This is a genomic window from Acinetobacter sp. YH12068_T, from assembly GCF_024606005.1.
Lineage (GTDB): Bacteria > Pseudomonadota > Gammaproteobacteria > Pseudomonadales > Moraxellaceae > Acinetobacter > Acinetobacter amyesii.
The window spans coordinates 685807-708358 of the sequence record NZ_CP094555.1; the positions used below are offsets into that span (position 1 = coordinate 685807).

Sequence of the window (22552 nt, forward strand, 5' to 3'; positions counted from 1 at the left end):
TTCTAATCTGTTTACACAGCTTTACAAAACCAAAAGCGTACCAGTCGTCAAAAAAAATGCGATTGTCAATAAACTGTCACTACTAAAATCTATATTTTTTCTGTATAATTTGCCCTCAAACTTTAGGCGTATCGAATTCACATGTCAGATATTAAAACTCTCCGTAACATTGCCATCATCGCGCACGTCGACCATGGTAAAACTACTCTTGTAGACAAACTTTTACAGCAATCAGGTGCTCTTGGCGATCGCGCAGGCGAGATCGAACGTGTAATGGATTCTGGCGCTATTGAAAGTGAACGTGGTATTACCATTCTTGCAAAAAACACTGCAATCAAATGGTTAGACAAGCGTACTAACACTGAATACCGTATCAATATCGTGGATACCCCGGGACACGCCGACTTCGGTGGTGAAGTAGAACGTGTAATGTCAATGGTTGACTGCGTACTTCTTCTTGTTGACTCTCAAGAAGGCCCAATGCCACAAACTCGTTTTGTAACGCAAAAAGCGTTCGCACGTGGTTTGAAACCAATCGTAATTATTAACAAAGTCGACAAGCCAAACGCTCGTCCAGACTGGGTAATTGACCAAGTATTCGATTTGTTCGACAACCTTGGTGGTTCTGACGAACAGTTAGACTTCCCAGTTGTATATGCTTCAGGTCTTCGTGGTGTGGCTGGTCCATCTCCAGAAGAACTTGCTGAAGACATGACTCCATTGTTCGAAACAATTGTAGACATCGTTGAACCACCAGCGGTTGACGTTGACGGTCCATTCCAAATGCAAGTGTCTTCACTTGACTATAACAGTTTTGTAGGTGTTATCGGTGTTGGTCGTATTCAACGTGGTTCAGTGAAATTAAACACTCCTGTAACTGTAATCGACAAAGACGGTAAAACACGTAACGGTCGTATCTTAAAAATCATGGGTTACCATGGTTTAGAGCGTATCGATGTTGAATCAGCTTCTGCTGGTGACATCGTTTGTGTAACGGGTATTGATGAACTTCATATCTCTGACACAATCTGTGATCCAAAAGCAGTTGAAGCTTTACCTGCACTTTCTGTAGACGAACCTACAGTATCGATGACTTTCCAAGTAAACAACTCACCGTTTGCTGGTAAAGAAGGTAAATTCGTAACTTCACGTAATATCCGTGAACGTCTAGATCGCGAATTGATTCACAACGTAGCATTACGTGTTGAAGATACTGACAGTCCTGACCGTTTCAAAGTATCTGGTCGTGGTGAGCTTCACCTTTCAGTTCTTATTGAAAACATGCGTCGTGAAGGCTTCGAAATGGGCGTATCACGTCCACAAGTAATCATCAAAGAAATTGATGGTGAAAAACAAGAGCCATACGAAAACGTAACGTTTGACGTTGAAGAGCAGCACCAAGGCGCTGTAATGGAACAAATGGGTCACCGTAAAGGTGAAATGACCAATATGGAAGTTGACGGTAAAGGCCGTATCCGTATTGAAGCAACAGTTCCTTCACGTGGTTTGATTGGTTTCCGTTCTGAATTCTTAACTATGACTTCAGGTACAGGTATCATGACTTCAAGCTTCTCGCACTACGGTCCAATGAAACAAGGTACTGTTGCGAAACGTCAAAACGGTGTGTTGATTTCTATGGTTCAAGGTACTTGCTTGGGCTATGCACTATTCAGCTTACAAGACCGTGGCCGTCTATTCGCTAAACCTCAGTTAGAAGTTTATGAAGGTATGATCGTTGGTATTAACTCACGTTCAGACGACATGACTGTTAACCCAACTAAAGCGAAACAGCTAACTAACGTACGTGCTTCTGGTACTGATGATGCGTTGACTCTTGTTCCGCACATTGAATTTACGCTTGAACAAGCGCTTGAATTCATTGAAGACGACGAATTAGTTGAAGTAACGCCTAAGTCAATCCGTATCCGTAAACGCTGGTTGACTGAAAACGAACGTAAACGTAACCGTAACGTTTAATTTTACAGTTTCAAAAAAACCGCTGACTTAGGTTAGCGGTTTTTTTATGCATGGGCGTTTTGAATAAAAATGCAAAAATTGAATGACTTTATTCATTTAATTCGACATGCATAATTTTGATAAATCCTTTTTAATAGAATGTATTACCAAAATCAAAAATGTTTTGTGTGAATTTTTATACATGGTATTTAGAATCTAATATAAACCAAGTAAATTAGGTGGAAATAGTTATACAGACATAATGTATACTTCGTCACAAAATTAAAGCTGAAAAAATTTCTGGAGATCACATGAGTATTATTCAAGAATTTAGAGAATTTGCCGTAAAAGGCAACGTGATGGACTTGGCTGTAGGTGTCATCATTGGTGGTGCTTTCGGTAAAATCATCGATTCAATGGTAAAAGACATTATCATGCCTTTTATTTCTTGGATCCTTGGTGGTGACGTTGATTATTCAAATTGGTTCTTAGTATTGGGTGATAACCCAAACAATTTAACCACGCTAAAAGCAGCACAGGATGCAGGCCTTAATGTTTTGGCTTACGGTAACTTCTTAACTATCTTAATCAACTTCTTGCTTTTGGCATGGGTCGTATTCTGGTTAGTGAAATTGATGAACAAATTGCGCCGTCAAAAAGTTGAAGAGCCAGCTCCAGAGGCGACTCCAGAAGATATCGAATTACTTCGTGAAATTCGTGATGAATTAAAACGTAAAGGTTAATCCTTTAGCAGTGAAAACGGCGCTTAAAGCGCCGTTTTTTATTGTGAATTTTGTTGAGGCGTCATTTTCATAAACTTAGGTTCTGATGTCGAAAAAACAATGCCATTTCGAATGCCTGTAAATACTTCATTTGCTTCTTCAGGTGATTCGGGTGCGCAGGCTTGTTGACCTAATATAAATAAGACTAAAGGGTGATTTTTGGATAATTTGCTAATTTGCTGTATCGCATCATACCATTTTGATTCATCGTTACGATTCCCATCTAAATCTAGTGCCAACTGGACTTCACCATGAGGGTTCATATCTTGATCATCATATAATGCTTGGATAAGAGCATGCTTTCGTTCACCTCGAATGATTGTAAAATCTGTTGTATCGACAGTGCCAAGACGAAAATAGTTGTAATAGCCCAATGGAATGTCCTTTATTTATTATTAAGTAGAATTGATTTAGTGCAATGTTATCTGGTTGCTATGATTTATATTATATGATTGAAAACCGCCAGCCAATGTTCTGAACGATTGAAAAAAATACTGGGATTATGTGCTTTAAGATGAAAAGCACATATTCACGATATACTCGTTATAGCATGTTCAATGTGGGTGCTATGTTACATCCGAAACTTAATTTCTAACAAATGCCAGCCAAACTGGCTTTTGATCGGGCCATGCAGTTCACGTTCGGGTAGGGTAAATACTGCTTTATCAATTGGGCCAACCAACTGGCCTTTTTTAATGTCGCCAAGCTCACCGCCTTTTTTACCCGAAGGGCATGTCGAATGCTGCTTTGCAATTTTGGCAAAGTCCGCACCGCCTTTGATTTTCTTTTTCAGTTGCTCACATAGTTCTTTATCTTTAACTAATATGTGGCGAACAATCGCAGACTTCATGCGTTATTTCCTTTCACGGTTTTCTTAGTCAGCATTTTAACCTTTTTTAAAGGCTGACACTCTGGGCAAAACACCGATGCACGTTGCCCTAGTTTGATATTGTGCAAGATGGTTTCACAGTTGATGCACATTTCACCGGCACGTCCGTAGGCGAGCAGAGTTTGTTGGAAATAACCATTTTCGCCCATCGCATTGGTGTAATCACGTAACGTCGAACCGCCTAAATCAATTGCCTGTTTTAAAATACGTTTGATTTCGATGACCATTTTTTCAACTTGTTCAAAACTCAAACTCGATGCTGGCTGCGCAGGGTGTATGCCGAGGTTAAACAGGCTTTCCGTTGCATAAATATTGCCCACACCGACTACGATATGATTGTCCATGATCGATACTTTGATACTGGTCTGCTTATTTTTAAATTTTTGGAATAAGTATTCAGCATTAAACGCATCACTCAGCGGTTCAGGGCCAAGCGTGTCAATCAGTTTGCTTTGAGATGATGCATCTAACCATAAAATACAGCCAAAACGGCGCGGATCATGATAGCGTAATTGCATATCTTCAAAATGAATCACCAGATGATCATGCTTTCGTAATGCTTCATCACCTTCACAAATCCGAAAACTGCCAGACATGCCCAAATGCCACAACATGCTGTCCTGTTCAAATTCAGCCAAAATATATTTTGATCGACGGCTGAGCTGAAGCAGCTTTTGTCCGACGAGTTTTTGAATGTCGTCAGGAATAGGCCAACGCAGGCTCGACTGAAAAACCTCAACTTTGAGAACCTTTTCATTCAATAATGGCAATAAACTGGTTTTAGTGGTTTCTACTTCTGGTAATTCAGGCATAAAGGTCGAAGCAATGGATCATTCAAGTTATGCATACTATTGGGTCTAGCCCTACAGAATGCAAGTTTCATCGCGGCCTAAGGGAGTATATGAATAGGTTATTGATTATTAATTGTGAGAATAATAAACCAACAAGTCACAATAATGAGTTTGAAAAAGCGATCAGAAGTTAAACAATTGAATTAATAGATATATAAGATATTGAAAAATAATCACTAAAAATATTACATAACAATAGATTTATTTAAAGTCACTTATTGATAAATTAAAGTTTTGTGAATGATAAAAATAATGCTGAGATAGAACGTGAAAAATTATGTAATTTTTCTCTGTACACGACAAATTTCACAGAACCCTTATCCTATCAGGATTCTGCTTTCTTAAAATTGCCAAAATTTCCTTAAACTCTTCTTTTTTCCCAAAACCAATTAAACGCTGAATCGCCATTTGAACATAGTCTAAACCATAGCGAAATAAACTCATTGAGAGTCGTCCATGCTTCTTTATTTTTATCGCTTTTTTTTGATTATGTTGCCATTCACCCGTTAAGTAACACCAACAGAAGCTTATAGCTAACACCGCAATCAATTTTTTCACTCGTCTAGGGTCTGTCAAGCGCGTATTTTCAAGATTAAACCCGCGTCCTTTGAGACAACTGAATAAGGTTTCAATTTCCCAGCGTAATGCATAATCCTGAATAGCATTGGCATTAAACTGAGGAGAAACGACGAGTAAAAGCTCTCCATTTTCTAACTGTAGTGCACTTATATATAGTTTCACCCGACCAACCAAAATCCGTCGTTTACGACATTCAATTTGACCAACTTTAAGATGGCGAAATAAATCACTAATTTTATGATTCTTTCCTAAATGATTGGTGACAATGAAGTTTTTTTAACACGAATGCAGAAGTTGATGTCTTGTTCAATTAACCATGTAAACCACTGCTCACCGATAAACTCTCTGTCTGCGAACACATTCACAATACGGTCTTTACCAAAAATGGCTATAAAGCGTTGAATCAAAGCAATACGCTCTTTCGTATCTGAATTTCCACGTTTATTAAGCAATGTCCAAAGGATAGGTATCGCTATTCCACGATAAACGATTGCGAGCATCAGGATATTAATATTTCGTTTTCCCCATTTCCAATTGGTTCTATCTAAAGTCAGTTGCACTTGGTCGAATGAAAACATATTGAAAATCAACTGAGAAATTTGACGATAATCAAAATACTGACCTGCAAAGAAGCGCTGCATACGTCGATAAAATGATTGTGGTAAACACTTGATGGGCAAGGCTTTAGATGCAGAAGAAAGATTACATGTTTGCTTTAAAATAATCACAAGCATGATGAGCGCAAAGCACTTTAAATGTGACTTGTTCCATTTTAGAGATTTGTTTAAGATAAGATATAACTCATTGAGATGTGTCATAGTATTCGTCGTTAGAAAACAATTATTGTGACATTATTTCAATGAGTTATCTATTTTTGTCGTGTACAGAGGTAATTTTTGTGACATTAGATTTCAAGCCATGTGGCTTGTCTAGAGACTCTCTCCAGATTTAGGTTTTACCATGAAAAAATACAGTCTAGCTCTTCTACCTGCATTTGTTGCAGCAGCCATGACACATGTTCACGCCACAGAAGCATTCGACACTAAAGGTCAGTACATGCTCGGGGATTGGGATGGTAAACGTACCGAACTTGCACAACAAGGTGTGAAGTTTGAGGCCAATATTGCTGCTGATGCTGCCTATCTTGCCGATGGCGGTCGTAATCCGGAACATTCAGCAACGGTAGCCAGCCAATTGTGGTTAGGGACACAGCTTGATATGGAAAAACTTGCAGGTTGGGATGGCGTGACTGTGCGTGCTGTAATGACTGCTCGTCAAGGTCAAAGTACCTCAGTTCGTGATTTGCAAGGGGATGTTCCTCAATTGGCAAATGCACAAGCCAATTTTGGCCGTGGTAACCAAGACAGCCGCTTAACCGAGCTTTCGATTGAAAAGAATTTCAAAGAACAAGGCATTAGTGTAAAAGCAGGTCGTTTAGGTCTAGGTATGGACTTTAACGTGATGGCATGTGACTTTGCCAGCACCGCATTTTGTGCAGCGCAAATGGGTAAATGGCAAGGCACAATTTGGATGAACACACCTGTAGCACAATGGGGTGGTCGTGTTAAATATCAAGCAACGCCAGAACTTGCTGCACAAGTCGGTGTATACGAATTCAATCCTGATAATGGTAATGGTAAAGCTGAAGGACAAGGTTGGAGTTTGGACACCGACAATGCTGATGGTGTAAGTATTCCTGTCGAATTGATTTGGACACCTAAACAAGCTGTAAATGGTTTGCCTGGTAGCTACCGTATCGGTGGTATGTATAACACGGCAGATAATGCTGAAAACCAATTTGATATTGCTAAAGGAAAGGTCGATGGAAAAGGGGTAAGCCCTGAAGATCGTACCTTTGGTGGTTGGATTGCGATTGAGCAACAGTTGACTTCTACGGGTTCAGGCCGTCAAGGCTTACATAGCTTTGCAAACTTCACTTGGCATGATCGTGTAACAACTAAAGTCGATAATTCACAACAAGTTGGTGTGAAATATATCGGTCTTGTTGATAGCCATCCAAATGATATTCTTGGTTTAGGTGTGAACCGTGTTCATGTGAATAACCGTTTGAATCAAAAAACTTTCGATGCAAGTGCTGAATATAATGTCGAGTTGAACTATAGCCATAACCCGACAAAATGGTTGATGATTCGTCCAAGTTTACAATATGTGATTAACCCAGGCTCAACAAATCGGGTTGATGATGCTTTCCTAATTGGTTTAAGCTCTAAGGTAATATTCTAATGTCAAAATAGGTGCTCTATGCAAAGTAAATTTAACGTCACATCATTTAAGACACATTTACTTTGCCTAACGGCATGTATTAGCCAGCAGCTGTATGCAGAAACAGGTTCTACGGAACCTGTTTTACTTCCTGAGATTACCATTGAAGCACCACGAACCAATACCACGTGGTTAAAAACACCGGCATCGGTATACCGTGTACAGCAAGCTGAAAATAATAACAATACGGGTGTGAATCTGTCTGAAACCTTAAAAGGTGTGCCCGGACTACAACTGAATAACCGTGAAAACTATGCACAAGACTTGCAACTGTCTATGCGAGGCTTTGGCGCTCGTTCAACATTTGGTGTGCGTGGTATCCGTTTATATGTTGATGGAATCCCTGCGACCATGCCGGATGGTCAGGGACAGACGTCAAATATCGATATGAGTAGCTTAAATCATATCGAGGTATTGGGCGGGCCATTTTCCTCTTTATACGGTAATTCTTCGGGTGGGGCAATCTTAACAACAACCAAGCAAGGTACTGGAAAAGACTCTATCGAACTCGGCTATTCAGGCGGCAGTCATCATAAAAGCCGTGCTGACATTGTGCTGCAAGGTGGCTCAGAACAGGCCAATGAACCTAGCTATGTCGTGAGTTCTTCTTATTTTGAAACTGATGGTTACCGTGATCATAGTTCCGCAAATAAGGTACTTAGCAATGCAAAACTGACTTGGGATCTGGATGATGGTTCCAAGGTCAATTGGATTGTGAATCATGTGGATATCAATGCCGATGACCCACAAGGTCTGAATCGGGAGCAATTGCGTCAAAATCTGAAACAAGTTAATGATGCCAATAATACTTATGATGTACGTAAGGAAATTAGCCAAACTCAAACTGGGTTGACGTGGAAAAAACCATTGAATGATCAGCATGAACTTAATGCAATGGTATATATGGGGCAACGTAATGTCACCCAATATCAATCAATTCCAAAATGTGCTTTAAAAATAGGTACAAAAGATTGTATCCCTAATACCATTCAATTAAATCGAAGACATGCAGGTGGTGTGATTGATTTTAGCCGTGATTATTATGGAACAGATATTCGCTGGACAGGCAAAGACCTCTTGCCGAATACGCGTTTAACTGTAGGCCTTGCCTTTGATTATATGGATGAAGACCGTAAGGGCTATGAAAATTTTGATGCCAATGGAAATTTTGGCAAGAAAGGCAATATTCGTCGAAATGAAAATAACACCTTGTGGAATTTAGACCCCTATGTCCAAGCTTCGTGGAATTTTTTACCCAATTGGACTTTAGATACAGGGCTACGATATAGCAATGTTCATTATGAATCCGACGATAAATATGTCGTGGGTTTAAATAAGGATGACAGCGGTAAAACTGACTATGACAAAGTTTTACCTTCAGCAGCAGTAAGCTGGAATATTGCGCCTCAACTGAATGCCTATGCCAGTTATGCCAAAGGTTTTGAAACACCAACCTTTACAGAAATGGCCTACTCCAAAGATGACGGCATGAATTTTGATTTAAAACCAGCCAGTAGCGATAACTACGAGCTTGGGCTTAAATCACAAAATGCATGGGGGAATTTCACTGCAGCGGTATTCCAAAGCAAAACTCAAGATGACATCGTCTCTGCAGGAAGTATCAATGGTCGTTCAACCTATAAAAATGCCGATAAAACCTTACGTGAAGGTGTTGAGCTTTCGTGGAATAAACAACTATGGCGAGATTTAAGCGCGCAAGCAAGCTACAGTTATATCGATGCCACATTTGATGCTGCAATTCCTGACAGTGATGTCGTCAAAGGCACTTATATACCGGGTATTGCCAAAAACCAAGCGTTTGCCGCACTGAATTGGCAGCCAGATATTGGCTTTAATGCCGGCCTAGATGTTCGCTATATGGATAAAGTCTATGTCGATGATGCCAACAGTGATGCCGCGTCGAGCTATACCGTGGTTTCTGCCAACGCAGGTTATGTGTGGAAACAAGCAGATTGGAAAGTCAAAACCTATGTACGTGCAGATAATTTGTTTGATGAGAACTATGTCGGTTCAGTGATCGTCAATGATGGAAACGGACGCTTCTTTGAACCCGCGGATGGGGTGAATTGGAGTGCAGGATTGAGTGTGACCAAAGCCTTCTAAAAGGAGAGTAATGTGGCGTTGTTATTTCAACCAATTCAGTTTGGAACATTGGGGCTGACTAATCGAATCGTGATTGCACCCATGTGTCAATATTCTGCCAATGAGCAAGGAGAGTTAAGCTATTGGCATGAACAACAATGGGCGAATTATGCCTTGTCAGGTGCTGGACTTTGTATCGTCGAGGCAACGGCTGTACAGGCAGAGGGGCGCATTAGCTATGCAGACCTCGGCCTTTGGAATGATATGCAACGCGCACAGATGAAGGCACTATTGGCCAAGGTGAAATCACTTTCACCTATGCCTTTTGCAATACAGCTGGCACATGCGGGTCGTAAGGCATCGACAGATAAACCTTGGGCAGGACGTGGACAATTACCCCCAGATCACCCTCAAGGATGGCAAACTGTTTCAGCAAGTGAGTTGCCCTTTAATGCCACAGATCATGCACCCCATGCTTTAAGCCGAGAAGAAATCCAGCAGATCATTCAAGACTTTGCCGATTCAGCAAAACGAGCGGTAGATGCAGGCTTTGACTTAATTGAGCTACATGCCGCACATGGTTATTTGCTGCATCAATTTATGTCGCCATTGTCGAATCAGCGTAGCGATGAATATGGTGGCAGTCTGGAAAATCGCATTCGGCTGACGCTTGAAGTGTTCCAAGCCATGAAAAATGCCGTTCCTGAAGATTATCCAATTGGGGTACGTATTTCTGCAACTGACTGGATGGAATATACTGAAGCACCGAGTTGGGATCTAGACTCGGCTGTTGGCTTGTCAAAAGCGCTTGCACAACTAGGCACAGCCTATATTCATGTTTCTAGTGGCGGCTTAGATGTTGCGCAAAAAATTCAATTACAAGCCAGTTATCAAGTGCCTTTTGCTGAAGCCATTAAGCAAGCCGTTCAGGTTCCCGTAATTGCTGTGGGTTTAATTACCGAAGCAATGCAAGCCGAAGGCATCTTACAATATGGCATGGCAGATGCGATTGGTCTTGCTCGTGCAATTCAATATGACCCGCGTTGGCCATGGCATGCCGCTGCTGAACTCGGTGAAAACCTAAAAATTTCTCCGCAGTATTTACGCTGTCAGCCGCATGCACAAAGAAGTCAATTTACGGCTTTCTAATTTTCAAAATAGAGGTCCGATCTACACTCTCAGGTTGAGGGTGTGGATGGAAGAGTCTATTACACAGGATATTTCGTATGGTCTTTGAGGTGATTGGTCCAATCTTTTTTCTTTTGGCCTTGGGATATCTGTCGGTAAAATGCAGTTTATTGAGTAAAGAACAGGTCGGAACCATTGGTGCATTTGTGATTAAAATTGCACTGCCGGCTTTGTTTTTTCAGTCATTAGCTTCTAAAGATTTGTATCAAATTTGGTATCCCGGCTATTTCTTTGTTTATACCGGAGTCACGTTTTTACTGTATGGCATGGCCTATTTGCTATTGTCGACACATTTTAAAAATAATATGTCGCAAACAGCGGTACTGTCACTAGGCGCTGGCATGTCAAATACAGGTTTAATTGGCACTGCAGTCCTAAGCTTGTTGGTCGGTCAAAATGCGATGACCTATACCTCACTAATCGTCATTATTGAAAGTGTGCTACTGATTCCAACGGTGCTGGTCCTTGCGCAATTAGGAAGTTCACAGCAAAAAGCCAATATTGGCGACATCATCAAAAATACCTTAATGACCCTGTTAAAAAATCCATTGTTTGCAGGGGTAATGTTAGGGATTGGATTTGCAATTTTCCAAATCCGTTTGCCACATCAAATCAATGATGTACTGGCGATGTTAGGTCAAACAGCTTCACCATTGGCGCTGTTTGCAATTGGTGGGGGAATTGTCGGTATGAGCTTAAAGTATGTGAATGCTCAGAGCTTCTATTTGGTGATTTCAAGCAACTTGGTGATGCCTTTACTGACTTATTTAGGCTTACGCTATTTGACCGATGTCAGCCAAGAGATGTTATATGCAGGGACGATTATTGCCGCATTACCGATGCCAACGATTTTTGCCATGCTAGGACAAGTTTATGGCTTAAATGAAAAGACCTTAACGCCTTTGTTGATGAGTACTATCTTGGGCTTTGTCGTAACAGGTGTATTAATAAGTCTGTGGTGGGCGTGATTTTGATCAGCTCAAGATTTGCTTAAATCCATGAAAAAGCCCTGCATGTGCAGGGCTTTTTTTAATACTTAATTAACTCTTTTTCGCATTGGCTTTAGGTGCTTTGGCTTGTTCAGCAATCATTTTATCCACGGTTGCTAAAGATTCTTTGGCTTGCGGAATATTTTCTTTGGCTAAGGCACTAAATATTTTTTTAGCTTCAGGCAAATTTTGTGGGATGATATTGCCATTTACAAACATATTGCCCACTGCCATCAATGCAGGGACATAGCCTTTTTTCGCTAACTCTTGAATGCTATTTAGACCTTGTTGAATAGGCTTTTCATTTTTAGCTTTAAAGCCAGCACTGATGTCATAAAGTGCTTTGGCATGAATCGCAGGGTAGTTGCCTTTTTTAATCAGCGGATCCAGTTTGCTGAGTGCCAATTTATCTGACTCAGGTTTATTTTCTGCAAAAAGTAAAATGGCATAGTCGATGGAGGCATCGTCAAACCCTGCCGAAGATGCGCGTTCTAAATATTGTTTGGCCTTATTGGTGTCTTGTTTTAAGCCCAGTGTACCCGTTGCATAATTTTTACCTAAAACATAGTTTGCAACAGGGTAGCCTTTGGCTGCAGCCTGTTCATAGAGTTGGATGGCTTTTTTCTCATCCTTCGCTACGCCTTGACCTGTTTGAGTAAGATAGCCCAAATTATAAATGGCCTGAGCATTACCTTTTGCTGCAAGCTTGCTCAGTGTTTGGTAGGCACCATTCATATCTTTGGCCTTGACCATGGCTTCCACTTTAGCAAATTCAGGATCGACGGCATCTGTTTTGGTTTCAGCAAAAGCCAATTGAGTGCTCATTGCTAAAATGCTTGCGAGTAGGATTTTTTTCATCTTAAAACCTTTTGTAAATCATGCACATAATTCCATTTATGTGTTTTGGTGGTTATTTTTGTCGGTTTTTACATCATAGGTAGATTTACGTAAATGTAAAGTGAGGAATTGTGATTTAAAGCGTTTTTATAAAATAATGTTGATTGCCCTTAGCGCTTTAAATGCCACGACTTTATTGCATCAAAAGCCTTTGCAAAAAAGCAGGACTCTGATTTAATCGCGCATTGTTATTTTCTCTGAGGCAGCGCGATGTTTATTAAAGGCATTAAACGCAATTACGATAAAATTAATGCAGATGAATCGATTGCAGATGAAGATAAAATCGATGCGCTTTTGATGAAACTGGGCGCAGAGTTTTTAGTCAGTAAAGAGGATCGTGTTTATATTTTCAAAAAAGGCGATTTAGAAGCTAAATTTGATGCCAAACATGCGCGCGCCTATCATTTTAAAGAATATGTATGCAAAGACATGAATAAGTTGTTTCATGGATTTTGATTAAAATCATGATTTAAAAACGAAGACGTGAGGGGGAATAAAGTTCCTCCTTATTTTTGACTGTTGTGTACTGCACCAGCGTATATGATTTAAAAAACCTTAATTTTCAAAAGTATAATATTTTCTAAAAATATAAATTGAATAAAATAGATACAAGGCATCTATGATGAATACAGATATACATGATTCATTGAGATGTATTTAAATATGATAAAAATAAGTGCCATCTTGATCCTTAGTTTCGTCTGTTCAATAACCAGTTGGGCTCAACAACCCAAGCTTGTTCCGCATCCAATCCATTTAAAAAATGGCAAGCAGTTTTCTTTAAATTTGCCTGCAAATTTCGAGATCATTCCTGCTGCTGAAGGTCTCAAACGGGTACGCTTTTTTGCACAAGCACCTGATCGCAGAATGTTTGTCACGGATATGTATGATCTAACAGATAATAAAAAAGGTACTGTGTATATATTGGATGATTGGAATGCTGACACCGGTAAATTTGGCAAAATCATTCCTTATCTGACCGGTTTGAGAAATCCAAATTCAGTTCAGTTTTATACTGATGCTCAAGGACAGGATTGGCTCTATTTGGCGGAAACGCACCAACTGACACGGCAAAAATTTAGTAGAGGAGAAACTCAGCCTTCGAGTAAGGCTGAAGTTTTAGCGACATTTCCAGATTATGGTTTGAGTTATAAATACGGTGGTTGGCATCTGACGCGGACGATTGCTATCGGTGGAAATGGAAAGATTTATGTGTCGGTTGGTTCGAGTTGTAACGCCTGTGTTGAAAAAGAAAAAGTACGAGCCTCCGTCATTGAGATGAATCCTGATGGTTCAGAGCAACGGATTTATGCGACAGGTTTGCGTAATGCTGTTGGGCTAAAATGGATCGGCAGATTTCTATTTGCAACTAATCAAGGTTCTGATCATTTGGGACGTAAAAAGCCAGATGAAACTTTTTATGCGCTAAAACAGGATGTCGATTATGGCTGGCCCGCATGTTATTCATGGCAGGGCAAAGTATTAGCGGATCCTAAATTTAAACGTGCATCTGGCTGTAAAAATATTCCATCGCCCTATACTTATTTCCCTTCACATTCCTCTGCATTGGGTTTTGATTATTTTGATGACCCTCATACCGATTCCACCATTAAAAATGCTTTTTTAGTGGCTTTGCATGGCTCTACCGACGAGGCGATTGGCCATGGCTATCAAATTGCAATGATGCGTAAAGGACAAAAACTTGAAACCTTTATGGATGGTTTTTTAGTCGGTAAAAAGGTGTATGGGCGACCTGCAGATATTTATAAGATCGATGAAAAATCTTTTTATTTTTCAGATGATCGGGCAGGGGTAATTTATTATGTGAGGGAAAAATGAGTGATAAAAAGCCAAAGTTTTAGGCTTTGGCTTTGAGTGCTTAGGGATGGTCAGACCAGATGTCAGAATTCTAGTTTATATACGGTCAAAAATGGCTAATCATAGCGTTTCAGTTCTAAGTCTTCATTCTTGAAATGGGCAATCGAAATATGATTATTTGCTGCAATATTCTTAAAGCGTAACCATAGAAAAAATTCAATAAGATTGATTCCAATTCCCCAAAAAGATGTATTTAAGAGGGTGAGTTGGGTGTCGTAGGCAACATGAAACTCGAAGCCTGTGCTACTGAAGCCAAAAGAGCTTTGCATAAAGAGAAAAAAGCCAGTTGTTACTTTTGGATAGTAAATGACTAAGGGTGTGATAATAATCGGGACAAGGCTTAAGCTGATCCAAAACAGTATTTTCAAGCCTAGAACATCTCTTTTCCAATATTTGATAGCGCCCATTAGCATGAAAAAGAGTTGGGCATACAGTACAAGAATAATAATCAAAACAAGTAGAGATAGCTGAATTGAAAGCAATTGATTGCCGAGTATGACCATGCCTAGAAGGGCAAAAATTCCGTAATAAAGGGCAATGATCTTGTGCTTTGGGTCTTGAAATTGTGTCTGATGCATCGTTATATAGTTTATTGTTAAAATTCGGAGTGCATTTTAGTTTAAAAATAGTCAAATTAACATGATGAATTTTAAAATTTAAAACTTAGATTTATTATAAAAGAAGATAGCTAAATGTAGCTATCTTCTGAATTTATTTAAGCTGACTGCGGACGTGCCACATCACCATTCAATGCTTCAGGCAAGGCTAAAACAGTCACATCTAACTCTTCTAAAGCTTCTGGACGAGCAACCACTAAAGCCACATAACCATTTTCTACAGCCGCGCTATTGACGACTTGTACGCCTTTATTCAGCTGTTCGCCTTGTGCAGGAGCAGTACCCGTGCCTTGAATTGCATGCAACCAAGCTTTTGGTTTGGCTTTAAACCATAAACGTGCAATCACTTCCTGACCCAAATAACAGCCTTTGTCATAGTGGACACCTTCACGCTGATGTAGACGTAACTCTTGTGGTTGGAACACATGTTCAATGGCTTGGTCGATATAGGCCTGACCCGCTTGAATCGCTTGAATTTCCCATGCTGCAACATCCGTCGGTTCCGAAGAAAATGTCGTTTCATCACCGACTAAACTTGGAAAAACTGTACCAGTTTCTTCAAGTTTCATCTTAGAAAATGCACCAAATTTTTTAATATGTTTGGCAAATTCTTCGGCTTGATCTGCTGTAGTGACAATAGAAAAACTTTCAGCACTGTGTTTGGTGAGCCATAAACCAAAATGAATACGGCCTTTGAGGTCGCAGATTGCGGTATAGCGTGTTGCATTTTCTTCAAGGCGTTCAACATGCAAAGTCACTTGCCCTTGTAGAAATTTTTGTGCATCGACACCGTTGAGAGAAAAAGATGTGAATGCCATAGACGTTGTCATGACCAGCCTCAGTATAAATTTTAGATATCATTAATCATGTTATTTTGCAGCAAGCCGCAGTGTTAGGCAAACAAAAAGCCCATATTGATATGGGCTTTTGTACAGCAGAGATCTGTCTTAGTGATTGTGTGTAGGCATATCGCTTGCAGTCATATCCATAGTGGAATGATGTGAAGGAGGCTCACTATTACAATCATATTGGTCGCCACAAATACGCACGGTTTCCATCATGCCTTGATCTTCATGGTTTAAAATATGGCAGTGCAGCACAAAGTCGCCTTCAAATTTTTCGTATTTACTGCGTACAAAGATTTTATAGCCCTGTTTGACGAAGAGCGTATCTTTCCAAACGCCTTTCATTCCATGATATTGCGAGTCAATATTTCCTGCACCATCTTTATCTGAGCTGCCGATGGCACTGACATCGACACCATTTTCATTCAATATTTTCACCACTTGGAATGGATTGACATGAATATGGAAGGGATGACTGGCAACATTACTGCTTAACTCCCACTCTTGAGTTTGCCCGATTGGAAGCTTGCGGACATAGCTATGGTGGGTATGGTCTTCATCATGGTAGGCATCGCCAAAGCTGATCAAGGTACCTTCTTCGGCATGACGAATACCAAATTTAAAGCTGCCATCTGTATTGAACAGAATGTCAAAGTTGGTGATTTGCTTCGCCATCGTTTTGAGCATTTCATCGACTTCAGCAGTCATTAAACTCGCATGCGAGATAAAGGCTGATAAATCACCCTGTTCGAGCTGTGCAATCACTTCTGGTGCCAGTTTTAGTTGGGTGGCCTGACTTTTTAAGAAGTTAAACGGCGTTTGCTGCGGTAGTTGAGTTGCTTGCACATTGACCCAACCGAGGAGCTGTGTATTGAGTTTTTCTTCTGGTGCGCGACGAAGTAACGGACTTGATTCAGGCGCATTAATTTCATCTTCTAGATTCAGCTTGGCATCGTATACACAGTATTTATTGGTGGTCGGGAAGGAGAGCATGGCATCAAAGCGATAACCTGGCTGAAAAATTTCAATCCCTTGCTTTTGGATTTTCCCCATGGTCAAGCCATCTTGTGCCAGGGTATATAACGGTAATGTTTTTAGCGTCTTAAACTGTGAAGACATCGACTTGCTTTGATACTTTTGACATTCACTCAGGGTTTGCTCTGCGGTAAAGAGCGCAGAATCAGGCAGTTCCTTAATCGTCAAACCAATGGTGTCACGGATACCGCCATGAATCATGCGCCAGCGGTGGTATTGGTTCTGATCCACCTTAATTTCACCAAACATTTTGCCATTGATACTGGTAAAACGATTTTCATCCGCCCATGAGGTTGGTATATCGAGTTTTGAATAATCTTCTAAGCTATAGATGCAGGGTGTGCCATTTACTTGGCTTAATTTGCTGTCGCAATCTTCGTTGTATTGAATCTGCTGGAACAGCATGATTTTTTCATGGTCATACTGCTGGTTTTTTTGATTTTTCCATAAAATATCCAAATCTCCAGTCTGTTGAATTTGCCCCTGACGAATGACAGGTTTCCGCTCGCCCTCAATAATCAAAGGGCCAGCCATGCCACTTGAGACCTGAATCGCGGTTGAACCATGCACATGCGAGTGATACCAAAATGTTCCCGCAGGATGATTCGGTTCGATCTTAAATTCGTAATGAAAATCTTGCTGAGGTTTTAAGCTCAAAAATACGTTGTCACTATTTCCTTGCGGGCTAACCCAAAGACCATGTGTATGTAAATTTGTGGTGTTAAAACAGTTCCCTTGGTTAATATTGGTCACTGGACTTGGACAGGTCTCCGTCGATTCAACAGGGAGATGATTAACCAGATGAATTTTTAAATTGTCACCTTGTTTCGCACGAATTTGTGGGCCAACCAACACATCCGAAACACTGCCATCGCTATTTTTCGAGTTCCAGAGTTCAGGTTTAGTCAGATAGCCTCTGACCTGTAATAGATCATTCTCACCCGTTTCAGGGTCGTATAAGGCTTGGCGTTTATACGCTATCAGTAGTTCATGTTGACCTTGTGCATTGGCTTTCAAACGTGGTGGATTCGAGACGACAGTCGGTGAGTCTACTTCCTCTTCTTGAATCGTCGAATCCGTTGTCGATTGGTCGTTGTCGCCACAGGCAATGAAGCTGAGACAGCTTAAGAGGCAGCCAGCCCCAATGATGGTTTTAAATTTTGTCATGATCTTTCCCCAAAAGCATAATGACGGTAGAACAGTAGTCGCTGATTTATTTAGCTAAGGTTTTGTAAATATTGTGATTATTTTGGCGAGTACAGCGAATTACTGTGCTTGTATGTCGTGCTTTTATTATCTGAGAGAGGGGTGATTCGACGCTATCCCTGCAAATAGGGATAAATTGAGAATTAAGATAAAATAAATAATAAAACCGTGTTTTGATTCACATTATGACTTTGAGGCGCAATGAGCTAATAAAATAATTTAATACCTTGATTATTAAATACTAAAATTGATAAGACTGATTTTTAACCAAATTGGTTGATATTTAGATTAAATATTATGCAGTGCAATTTTCCTTAGACTAAAGAATGAGGCGGATTTGCAGCTATTTTTCAAAAAAATTCACATTTAGAGCGAATATTCCAAAGTTAGTGTAACTAAATATTTCAAAAACCCCTGTTTTTGTATTTAACTCTATGAAATATATCAGATTTGGGAAATGGGTTTTCGGCAGTGTAGTATGCCTATCGAACAAAGATGAATTGTCTATGAAAAAGACAACGCAAAAAAATGAAAGACCGAGGGCAGGAACGCTATGAACAACAACTACCGTAAACCGCTGCAAGGCACCCAGCTAGAATACTTCGATGTACGCCAAGCCGTAGAAGATATTCAGCCAGGCGCATACGCAAAACTCCCATATACATCTAAAGTCCTTGCAGAGCAGTTGGTTCGTAAATGCGACCCTGCAATCTTAGAACAGTCTTTAAAAGAACTGATTAACCGCAAACAAGACCACGATTTCCCTTGGTACCCTGCACGTGTGGTGTGCCATGACATCCTCGGTCAAACCGCATTGGTTGACCTTGCAGGCTTGCGTGATGCGATTGCTGACCAAGGCGGCGACCCGTCAAAAGTCAATCCTGTTGTTCCAACGCAGCTGATTGTTGACCATTCTCTTGCTGTAGAGTTTGGTGGTTTTGATCCTGATGCATTTGAGAAAAACCGCGCGATTGAAGACCGTCGTAACGAAGACCGTTTCCATTTCATTGAATGGACCAAAACAGCCTTTGAAAATGTCGATGTGATCCCTGCGGGCAACGGTATCATGCATCAAATCAACTTGGAGAAAATGTCTCCAGTGATTCAAAACCGTGATGGTTTAGCTTTCCCTGATACTTGCGTGGGTACAGACTCACATACGCCGCATACTGATGCATTGGGTGTAATTTCTGTTGGTGTCGGAGGACTCGAAGCTGAAAATGTGATGCTTGGCCGAGCATCTTGGATGCGTCTGCCAGACATCATTGGTGTAGAACTGGTGGGCCAGCGTCAAGCAGGCATTACCGCAACTGATATCGTGTTAGCGCTTACAGAATTCTTGCGTAAAGAACGTGTCGTCGGTGCTTATTTAGAGTTCTTCGGTGAAGGTGCAGACAGCATGTCTGTAGGCGACCGTGCAACGATCTCGAATATGACCCCTGAATATGGCGCAACGGCTGCGATGTTCTACATTGACCAAAACACCATTGATTACCTGACATTGACAGGCCGTGAAGCGGATCAAGTGAAATTGGTTGAAACCTATGCCAAAGAAATTGGTCTTTGGGCGTCGGATATGACAGCGGCAGAATACCCGCGTGTACTACGTTTTGATTTATCACAAGTCACTCGTAATATTGCAGGTCCATCGAATCCACATGCACGTGTATCAACTGCTGATTTAAAAGCCAAAGGCATTGCAGGTAACTTAGAAGCGGCTAAAGCTCAGGAAGCTGAAGGTTTAATGCCTGATGGCGCAATCATCATTGCAGCAATCACCTCATGTACAAACACTTCTAACCCACGTAATACCGTGGCAGCAGGCTTACTTGCACGTAAAGCTAATGAGTTAGGACTTGTGCGTAAACCTTGGGTGAAATCATCATTTGCACCAGGTTCTAAAGCAGCAGCTTTATACCTAGAAGAAGCAGGTGTATTGGGTGATTTAGAAAAACTAGGCTTTGGTATCGTGGCATATGCATGTACCACGTGTAATGGTATGTCAGGTGCTTTAGATCCAAAAATCCAACAAGAAATTATTGATCGTGATTTGTACGCAACTGCGGTACTTTCAGGTAACCGTAACTTTGACGGCCGTATCCATCCATACGCAAAACAAGCATTCTTGGCTTCTCCACCTTTAGTTGTGGCGTATGCAATTGCAGGGACGATTCGTTTTGATATCGAAACCGATTCACTGGGCAATGACAAAGACGGTAATCCAATTTACTTAAAAGACATTTGGCCGTCTGATGCTGAAATTGATGCATTGGTGAAAAAAGCGGTGAAGCCTGAACAGTTTAAGAAAGTGTATATCCCAATGTTTGATTTGGGTGAGCGTGAAAAAGCGGCAAGCCCACTATACGACTGGCGTCCGCAAAGTACTTATATCCGCCGTCCGCCGTATTGGGAAGGGGCTTTGGCTGCACCGCGTACACTTGCAAATATGCGTCCGCTTGCGATCTTGCCTGACAATATCACCACTGACCATTTATCGCCTTCAAATGCGATCATGATGGATTCGGCAGCGGGTGAGTACCTGCATAAAATGGGCGTGCCTGAAGAAGACTTTAACTCATACGCAACCCACCGTGGCGACCATTTGACTGCACAACGTGCAACATTTGCTAACCCGAAATTGTTTAATGAAATGGTGGTTCGTTCTGACGGTACGATCAAGCAAGGTTCAAAAGCGCGCGTAGAGCCAGAAGGCGAAGTGATGCGTATGTGGGAAGCGATCGAAACTTATATGAATCGTAAGCAGCCGCTGATTATCATTGCAGGTAAGGACTACGGTCAAGGTTCGAGCCGTGACTGGGCTGCTAAAGGTGTGCGTCTTGCAGGTGTAGAAGTGATTGTGGCGGAAGGTTTTGAGCGTATTCACCGTACCAACTTGGTGGGTATGGGTGTGCTGCCGCTTGAGTTTAAAGCAGGGACTGACCGTAAAACCTTGAAGCTGGATGGTACTGAGCTGTATAGCGTGATTGGTAATATTGCACCGCGTTCTGACCTGACTTTGGTGGTTGAGCGTTCAACAGCAGACGGCAAAAATGAAATCATTAAAGTGCCTGTGACTTGCCGTTTGGATACCGAAGAAGAAGTGCATGTGTATGAAGCGGGCGGTGTATTGCAGCGTTTTGCACAGGATTTCTTGGAAGGGAATGTGGCTTGATGTAATTCTTTAAATCCTCCCCAGCCCTCCTTTTTCAAAGGAGGGAGTACCCCTCTTTTATAAAGAGGGGTTAGGGGAGATTAAAGTCATTGATATTGTTTAAAAAACGCTCTAATGTGAATTGGGGCGTTTTTTATTTATTGGAGTATAACTTTGGAAATCTATAAAGATATTGATAATGATTCTAATGTAACGCATTACGAAATTGGAGAAAATTATATTAGGGTCAAATTTAATGGTACTGCCAAAATTTATACCTATAGTTACTTTGGAAAAGCAGGAAGGCTTCACGTAGATAGAATGAAAATATTAGCCAAATCAGGTGATGGATTAAACTCATACATAATGCGAAATGTTAAGTATTTATATGATTGAAATAAAAGAGATTGTGATTAATGGGCGATAAAAATTTTGGAACATGGCTAAATAGTCTTACAGAAGCTCAAATTAATGAAATTAATGAGAAACAACACGAAGAGCACATACGTCAAGTTGATGCTTTTAAAGATGGTTATCAGAAAGAACAATGTTATCTATGTGGTAAAGATTTTAAAACAATTAGTAAAGAGCAGCCGTGCTTACACTGGTTGTTACGCCGAGGTAAATTTAAGAAAAATGATTTCAAATTAATTTATACAAAGTTTGGTTATCATAATATTGCATCTTTTTTAAGGTGGTGCGCAAATCAAGAAAAACTATTGTCGAATATTAATGATTTAGAAAGTGAAAGATCCGATAGAAAAGTTTTATCTTCGACTATTAAGTGGAAAAATATTGAATGGACTTTTGACTGTTCACAAAATGATGCTAGTGGGCATAAAGGCAGTCAAATTGAATATCCACATTATCATTTTCAAATGAGGATTGATGGCAGGCCATTTATAAATTTTAATGAATTTCATGTGCCATTTTCAACAGAAGACGTGGAAATACTAAAATTAAGAAACAACTCTAGAGTTGTGCAAAATTTTGGTGTGGCTGGTTCAGGTATGCAGGATGCTGTGAATGTTGATCCCGAGAAACTTATAGAATTGGCTTCTCCATCTGAAAATGAAGATGATGCAACTTATCACTTTTCTACTTTTGTCGATATGAGTGATCATCCAATTTCAGGAGAGGAGCCTTATGAAATTCAGATGGAAGCTCAAGCTCAGGGTAAATCATTTACTTACATGTTAAATAAAAAATTAGGTGATCGAGTGAAAATACAAACGGTTATTAGTCCAGCAGAATCGATCCCAGATATTGCTGTTAGAACAGAACATAAAAGAAGGTAGAAGCT

At 40.6% G+C, this 22552-nt stretch carries 19 protein-coding genes; 11 read left to right on the forward strand and 8 right to left on the reverse strand.

The window, feature by feature from the left end; all coding sequences use genetic code 11:
• Nucleotides 1-141: 141 nt before the first annotated feature.
• Nucleotides 142-1977, forward strand: a complete 1836-nt coding sequence (gene typA, locus MST18_RS03365) for a translational GTPase TypA (RefSeq protein WP_078192340.1) — start codon at nucleotides 142-144, stop codon at nucleotides 1975-1977.
• A 290-nt stretch (nucleotides 1978-2267) separates the two neighbouring features.
• Complete coding sequence (gene mscL, locus MST18_RS03370; RefSeq protein ID WP_078192339.1) at nucleotides 2268-2699, forward strand: large conductance mechanosensitive channel protein MscL; 432 nt, start codon at nucleotides 2268-2270, stop codon at nucleotides 2697-2699.
• Between the two features lie 38 nt (nucleotides 2700-2737).
• Here mscL and MST18_RS03375 read toward each other — a convergent pair whose 3' ends face one another.
• From MST18_RS03375 to MST18_RS03390, 4 genes are all read right to left on the reverse strand, one after another.
• Complete coding sequence (locus tag MST18_RS03375) at nucleotides 2738-3112, reverse strand: hypothetical protein (RefSeq protein ID WP_005007840.1); 375 nt, start codon at nucleotides 3110-3112, stop codon at nucleotides 2738-2740.
• A gap of 197 nt (nucleotides 3113-3309) precedes the next feature.
• Nucleotides 3310-3588, reverse strand: coding sequence for a peptidylprolyl isomerase (locus MST18_RS03380; RefSeq protein WP_078192338.1), 279 nt, complete (start codon nucleotides 3586-3588; stop codon nucleotides 3310-3312).
• Nucleotides 3585-4439 carry a bifunctional DNA-formamidopyrimidine glycosylase/DNA-(apurinic or apyrimidinic site) lyase gene (gene mutM, locus MST18_RS03385; RefSeq protein WP_180133830.1) on the reverse strand — a complete coding sequence of 285 codons (855 nt, stop codon included), beginning with the start codon at nucleotides 4437-4439 and terminating at the stop codon, nucleotides 3585-3587. The genes MST18_RS03380 and mutM overlap by 4 nt, the downstream gene beginning before the upstream one ends.
• A gap of 345 nt (nucleotides 4440-4784) precedes the next feature.
• Nucleotides 4785-5875 (reverse strand): IS4-like element ISAba1 family transposase gene (locus tag MST18_RS03390; RefSeq protein ID WP_085940648.1). Its coding sequence is split into 2 segments (ribosomal slippage): nucleotides 4785-5335 and nucleotides 5335-5875, totalling 1092 coding nucleotides; the frame shifts between segments, so codons are not numbered across the junction.
• A gap of 142 nt (nucleotides 5876-6017) precedes the next feature.
• Between MST18_RS03390 and MST18_RS03395 the strand changes: the two genes are divergently transcribed.
• The 4 genes from MST18_RS03395 to MST18_RS03410 all read left to right on the forward strand — a co-directional run bounded on the left by MST18_RS03395 (nucleotide 6018) and on the right by MST18_RS03410 (nucleotide 11599).
• Complete coding sequence (locus MST18_RS03395) at nucleotides 6018-7301, forward strand: carbohydrate porin (protein WP_180133926.1); 1284 nt, start codon at nucleotides 6018-6020, stop codon at nucleotides 7299-7301.
• Between the two features lie 18 nt (nucleotides 7302-7319).
• Nucleotides 7320-9464: a TonB-dependent receptor gene (locus tag MST18_RS03400; RefSeq protein ID WP_180133927.1), complete on the forward strand. Its 2145-nt coding sequence runs from the start codon at nucleotides 7320-7322 to the stop codon at nucleotides 9462-9464.
• Between the two features lie 12 nt (nucleotides 9465-9476).
• Nucleotides 9477-10592, forward strand: coding sequence for an NADH:flavin oxidoreductase/NADH oxidase (locus MST18_RS03405; protein WP_180133928.1), 1116 nt, complete (start codon nucleotides 9477-9479; stop codon nucleotides 10590-10592).
• Between the two features lie 77 nt (nucleotides 10593-10669).
• Nucleotides 10670-11599: an AEC family transporter gene (locus MST18_RS03410; RefSeq protein WP_180133929.1), complete on the forward strand. Its 930-nt coding sequence runs from the start codon at nucleotides 10670-10672 to the stop codon at nucleotides 11597-11599.
• Between the two features lie 72 nt (nucleotides 11600-11671).
• Here the strand turns inward: MST18_RS03410 and MST18_RS03415 are convergent, their stop codons facing one another.
• Nucleotides 11672-12478: a tetratricopeptide repeat protein gene (locus tag MST18_RS03415; protein ID WP_111884806.1), complete on the reverse strand. Its 807-nt coding sequence runs from the start codon at nucleotides 12476-12478 to the stop codon at nucleotides 11672-11674.
• Between the two features lie 249 nt (nucleotides 12479-12727).
• Between MST18_RS03415 and MST18_RS03420 the strand changes: the two genes are divergently transcribed.
• Together MST18_RS03420 and MST18_RS03425 are read left to right on the forward strand one after the other, a co-directional pair.
• A complete protein-coding gene (locus MST18_RS03420) occupies nucleotides 12728-12973 on the forward strand; it encodes a hypothetical protein (protein ID WP_078191141.1) in 246 nt (81 codons plus the stop codon).
• A 207-nt stretch (nucleotides 12974-13180) separates the two neighbouring features.
• Nucleotides 13181-14356, forward strand: a complete 1176-nt coding sequence (locus tag MST18_RS03425; RefSeq protein ID WP_180133939.1) for a sorbosone dehydrogenase family protein — start codon at nucleotides 13181-13183, stop codon at nucleotides 14354-14356.
• A gap of 95 nt (nucleotides 14357-14451) precedes the next feature.
• Here the strand turns inward: MST18_RS03425 and MST18_RS03430 are convergent, their stop codons facing one another.
• The 3 genes from MST18_RS03430 to MST18_RS03440 all read right to left on the reverse strand — a co-directional run bounded on the left by MST18_RS03430 (nucleotide 14452) and on the right by MST18_RS03440 (nucleotide 18059).
• Entirely contained in the window at nucleotides 14452-14973 is a 522-nt protein-coding gene (locus MST18_RS03430) for a hypothetical protein (RefSeq protein WP_078191139.1), read from the reverse strand.
• 137 nt (nucleotides 14974-15110) lie between these two features.
• Nucleotides 15111-15842 carry a folate-binding protein YgfZ gene (locus tag MST18_RS03435; protein ID WP_257223047.1) on the reverse strand — a complete coding sequence of 244 codons (732 nt, stop codon included), beginning with the start codon at nucleotides 15840-15842 and terminating at the stop codon, nucleotides 15111-15113.
• A gap of 117 nt (nucleotides 15843-15959) precedes the next feature.
• Nucleotides 15960-18059, reverse strand: coding sequence for a multicopper oxidase family protein (locus tag MST18_RS03440; RefSeq protein WP_180101850.1), 2100 nt, complete (start codon nucleotides 18057-18059; stop codon nucleotides 15960-15962).
• 592 nt (nucleotides 18060-18651) lie between these two features.
• On the opposite strand from MST18_RS03440, the gene acnD reads away from it, so the two are divergent.
• The 3 genes from acnD (at nucleotide 18652) to MST18_RS03455 (ending at nucleotide 22547) form a co-directional block, all read left to right on the forward strand.
• Entirely contained in the window at nucleotides 18652-21270 is a 2619-nt protein-coding gene (gene acnD / locus MST18_RS03445) for a Fe/S-dependent 2-methylisocitrate dehydratase AcnD (RefSeq protein WP_180101849.1), read from the forward strand.
• 153 nt (nucleotides 21271-21423) lie between these two features.
• Nucleotides 21424-21645, forward strand: coding sequence for a hypothetical protein (locus MST18_RS03450; protein ID WP_180021372.1), 222 nt, complete (start codon nucleotides 21424-21426; stop codon nucleotides 21643-21645).
• Between the two features lie 20 nt (nucleotides 21646-21665).
• Nucleotides 21666-22547, forward strand: coding sequence for a hypothetical protein (locus MST18_RS03455; RefSeq protein WP_180133930.1), 882 nt, complete (start codon nucleotides 21666-21668; stop codon nucleotides 22545-22547).
• The last annotated feature ends 5 nt before the right edge of the window (nucleotides 22548-22552 follow it).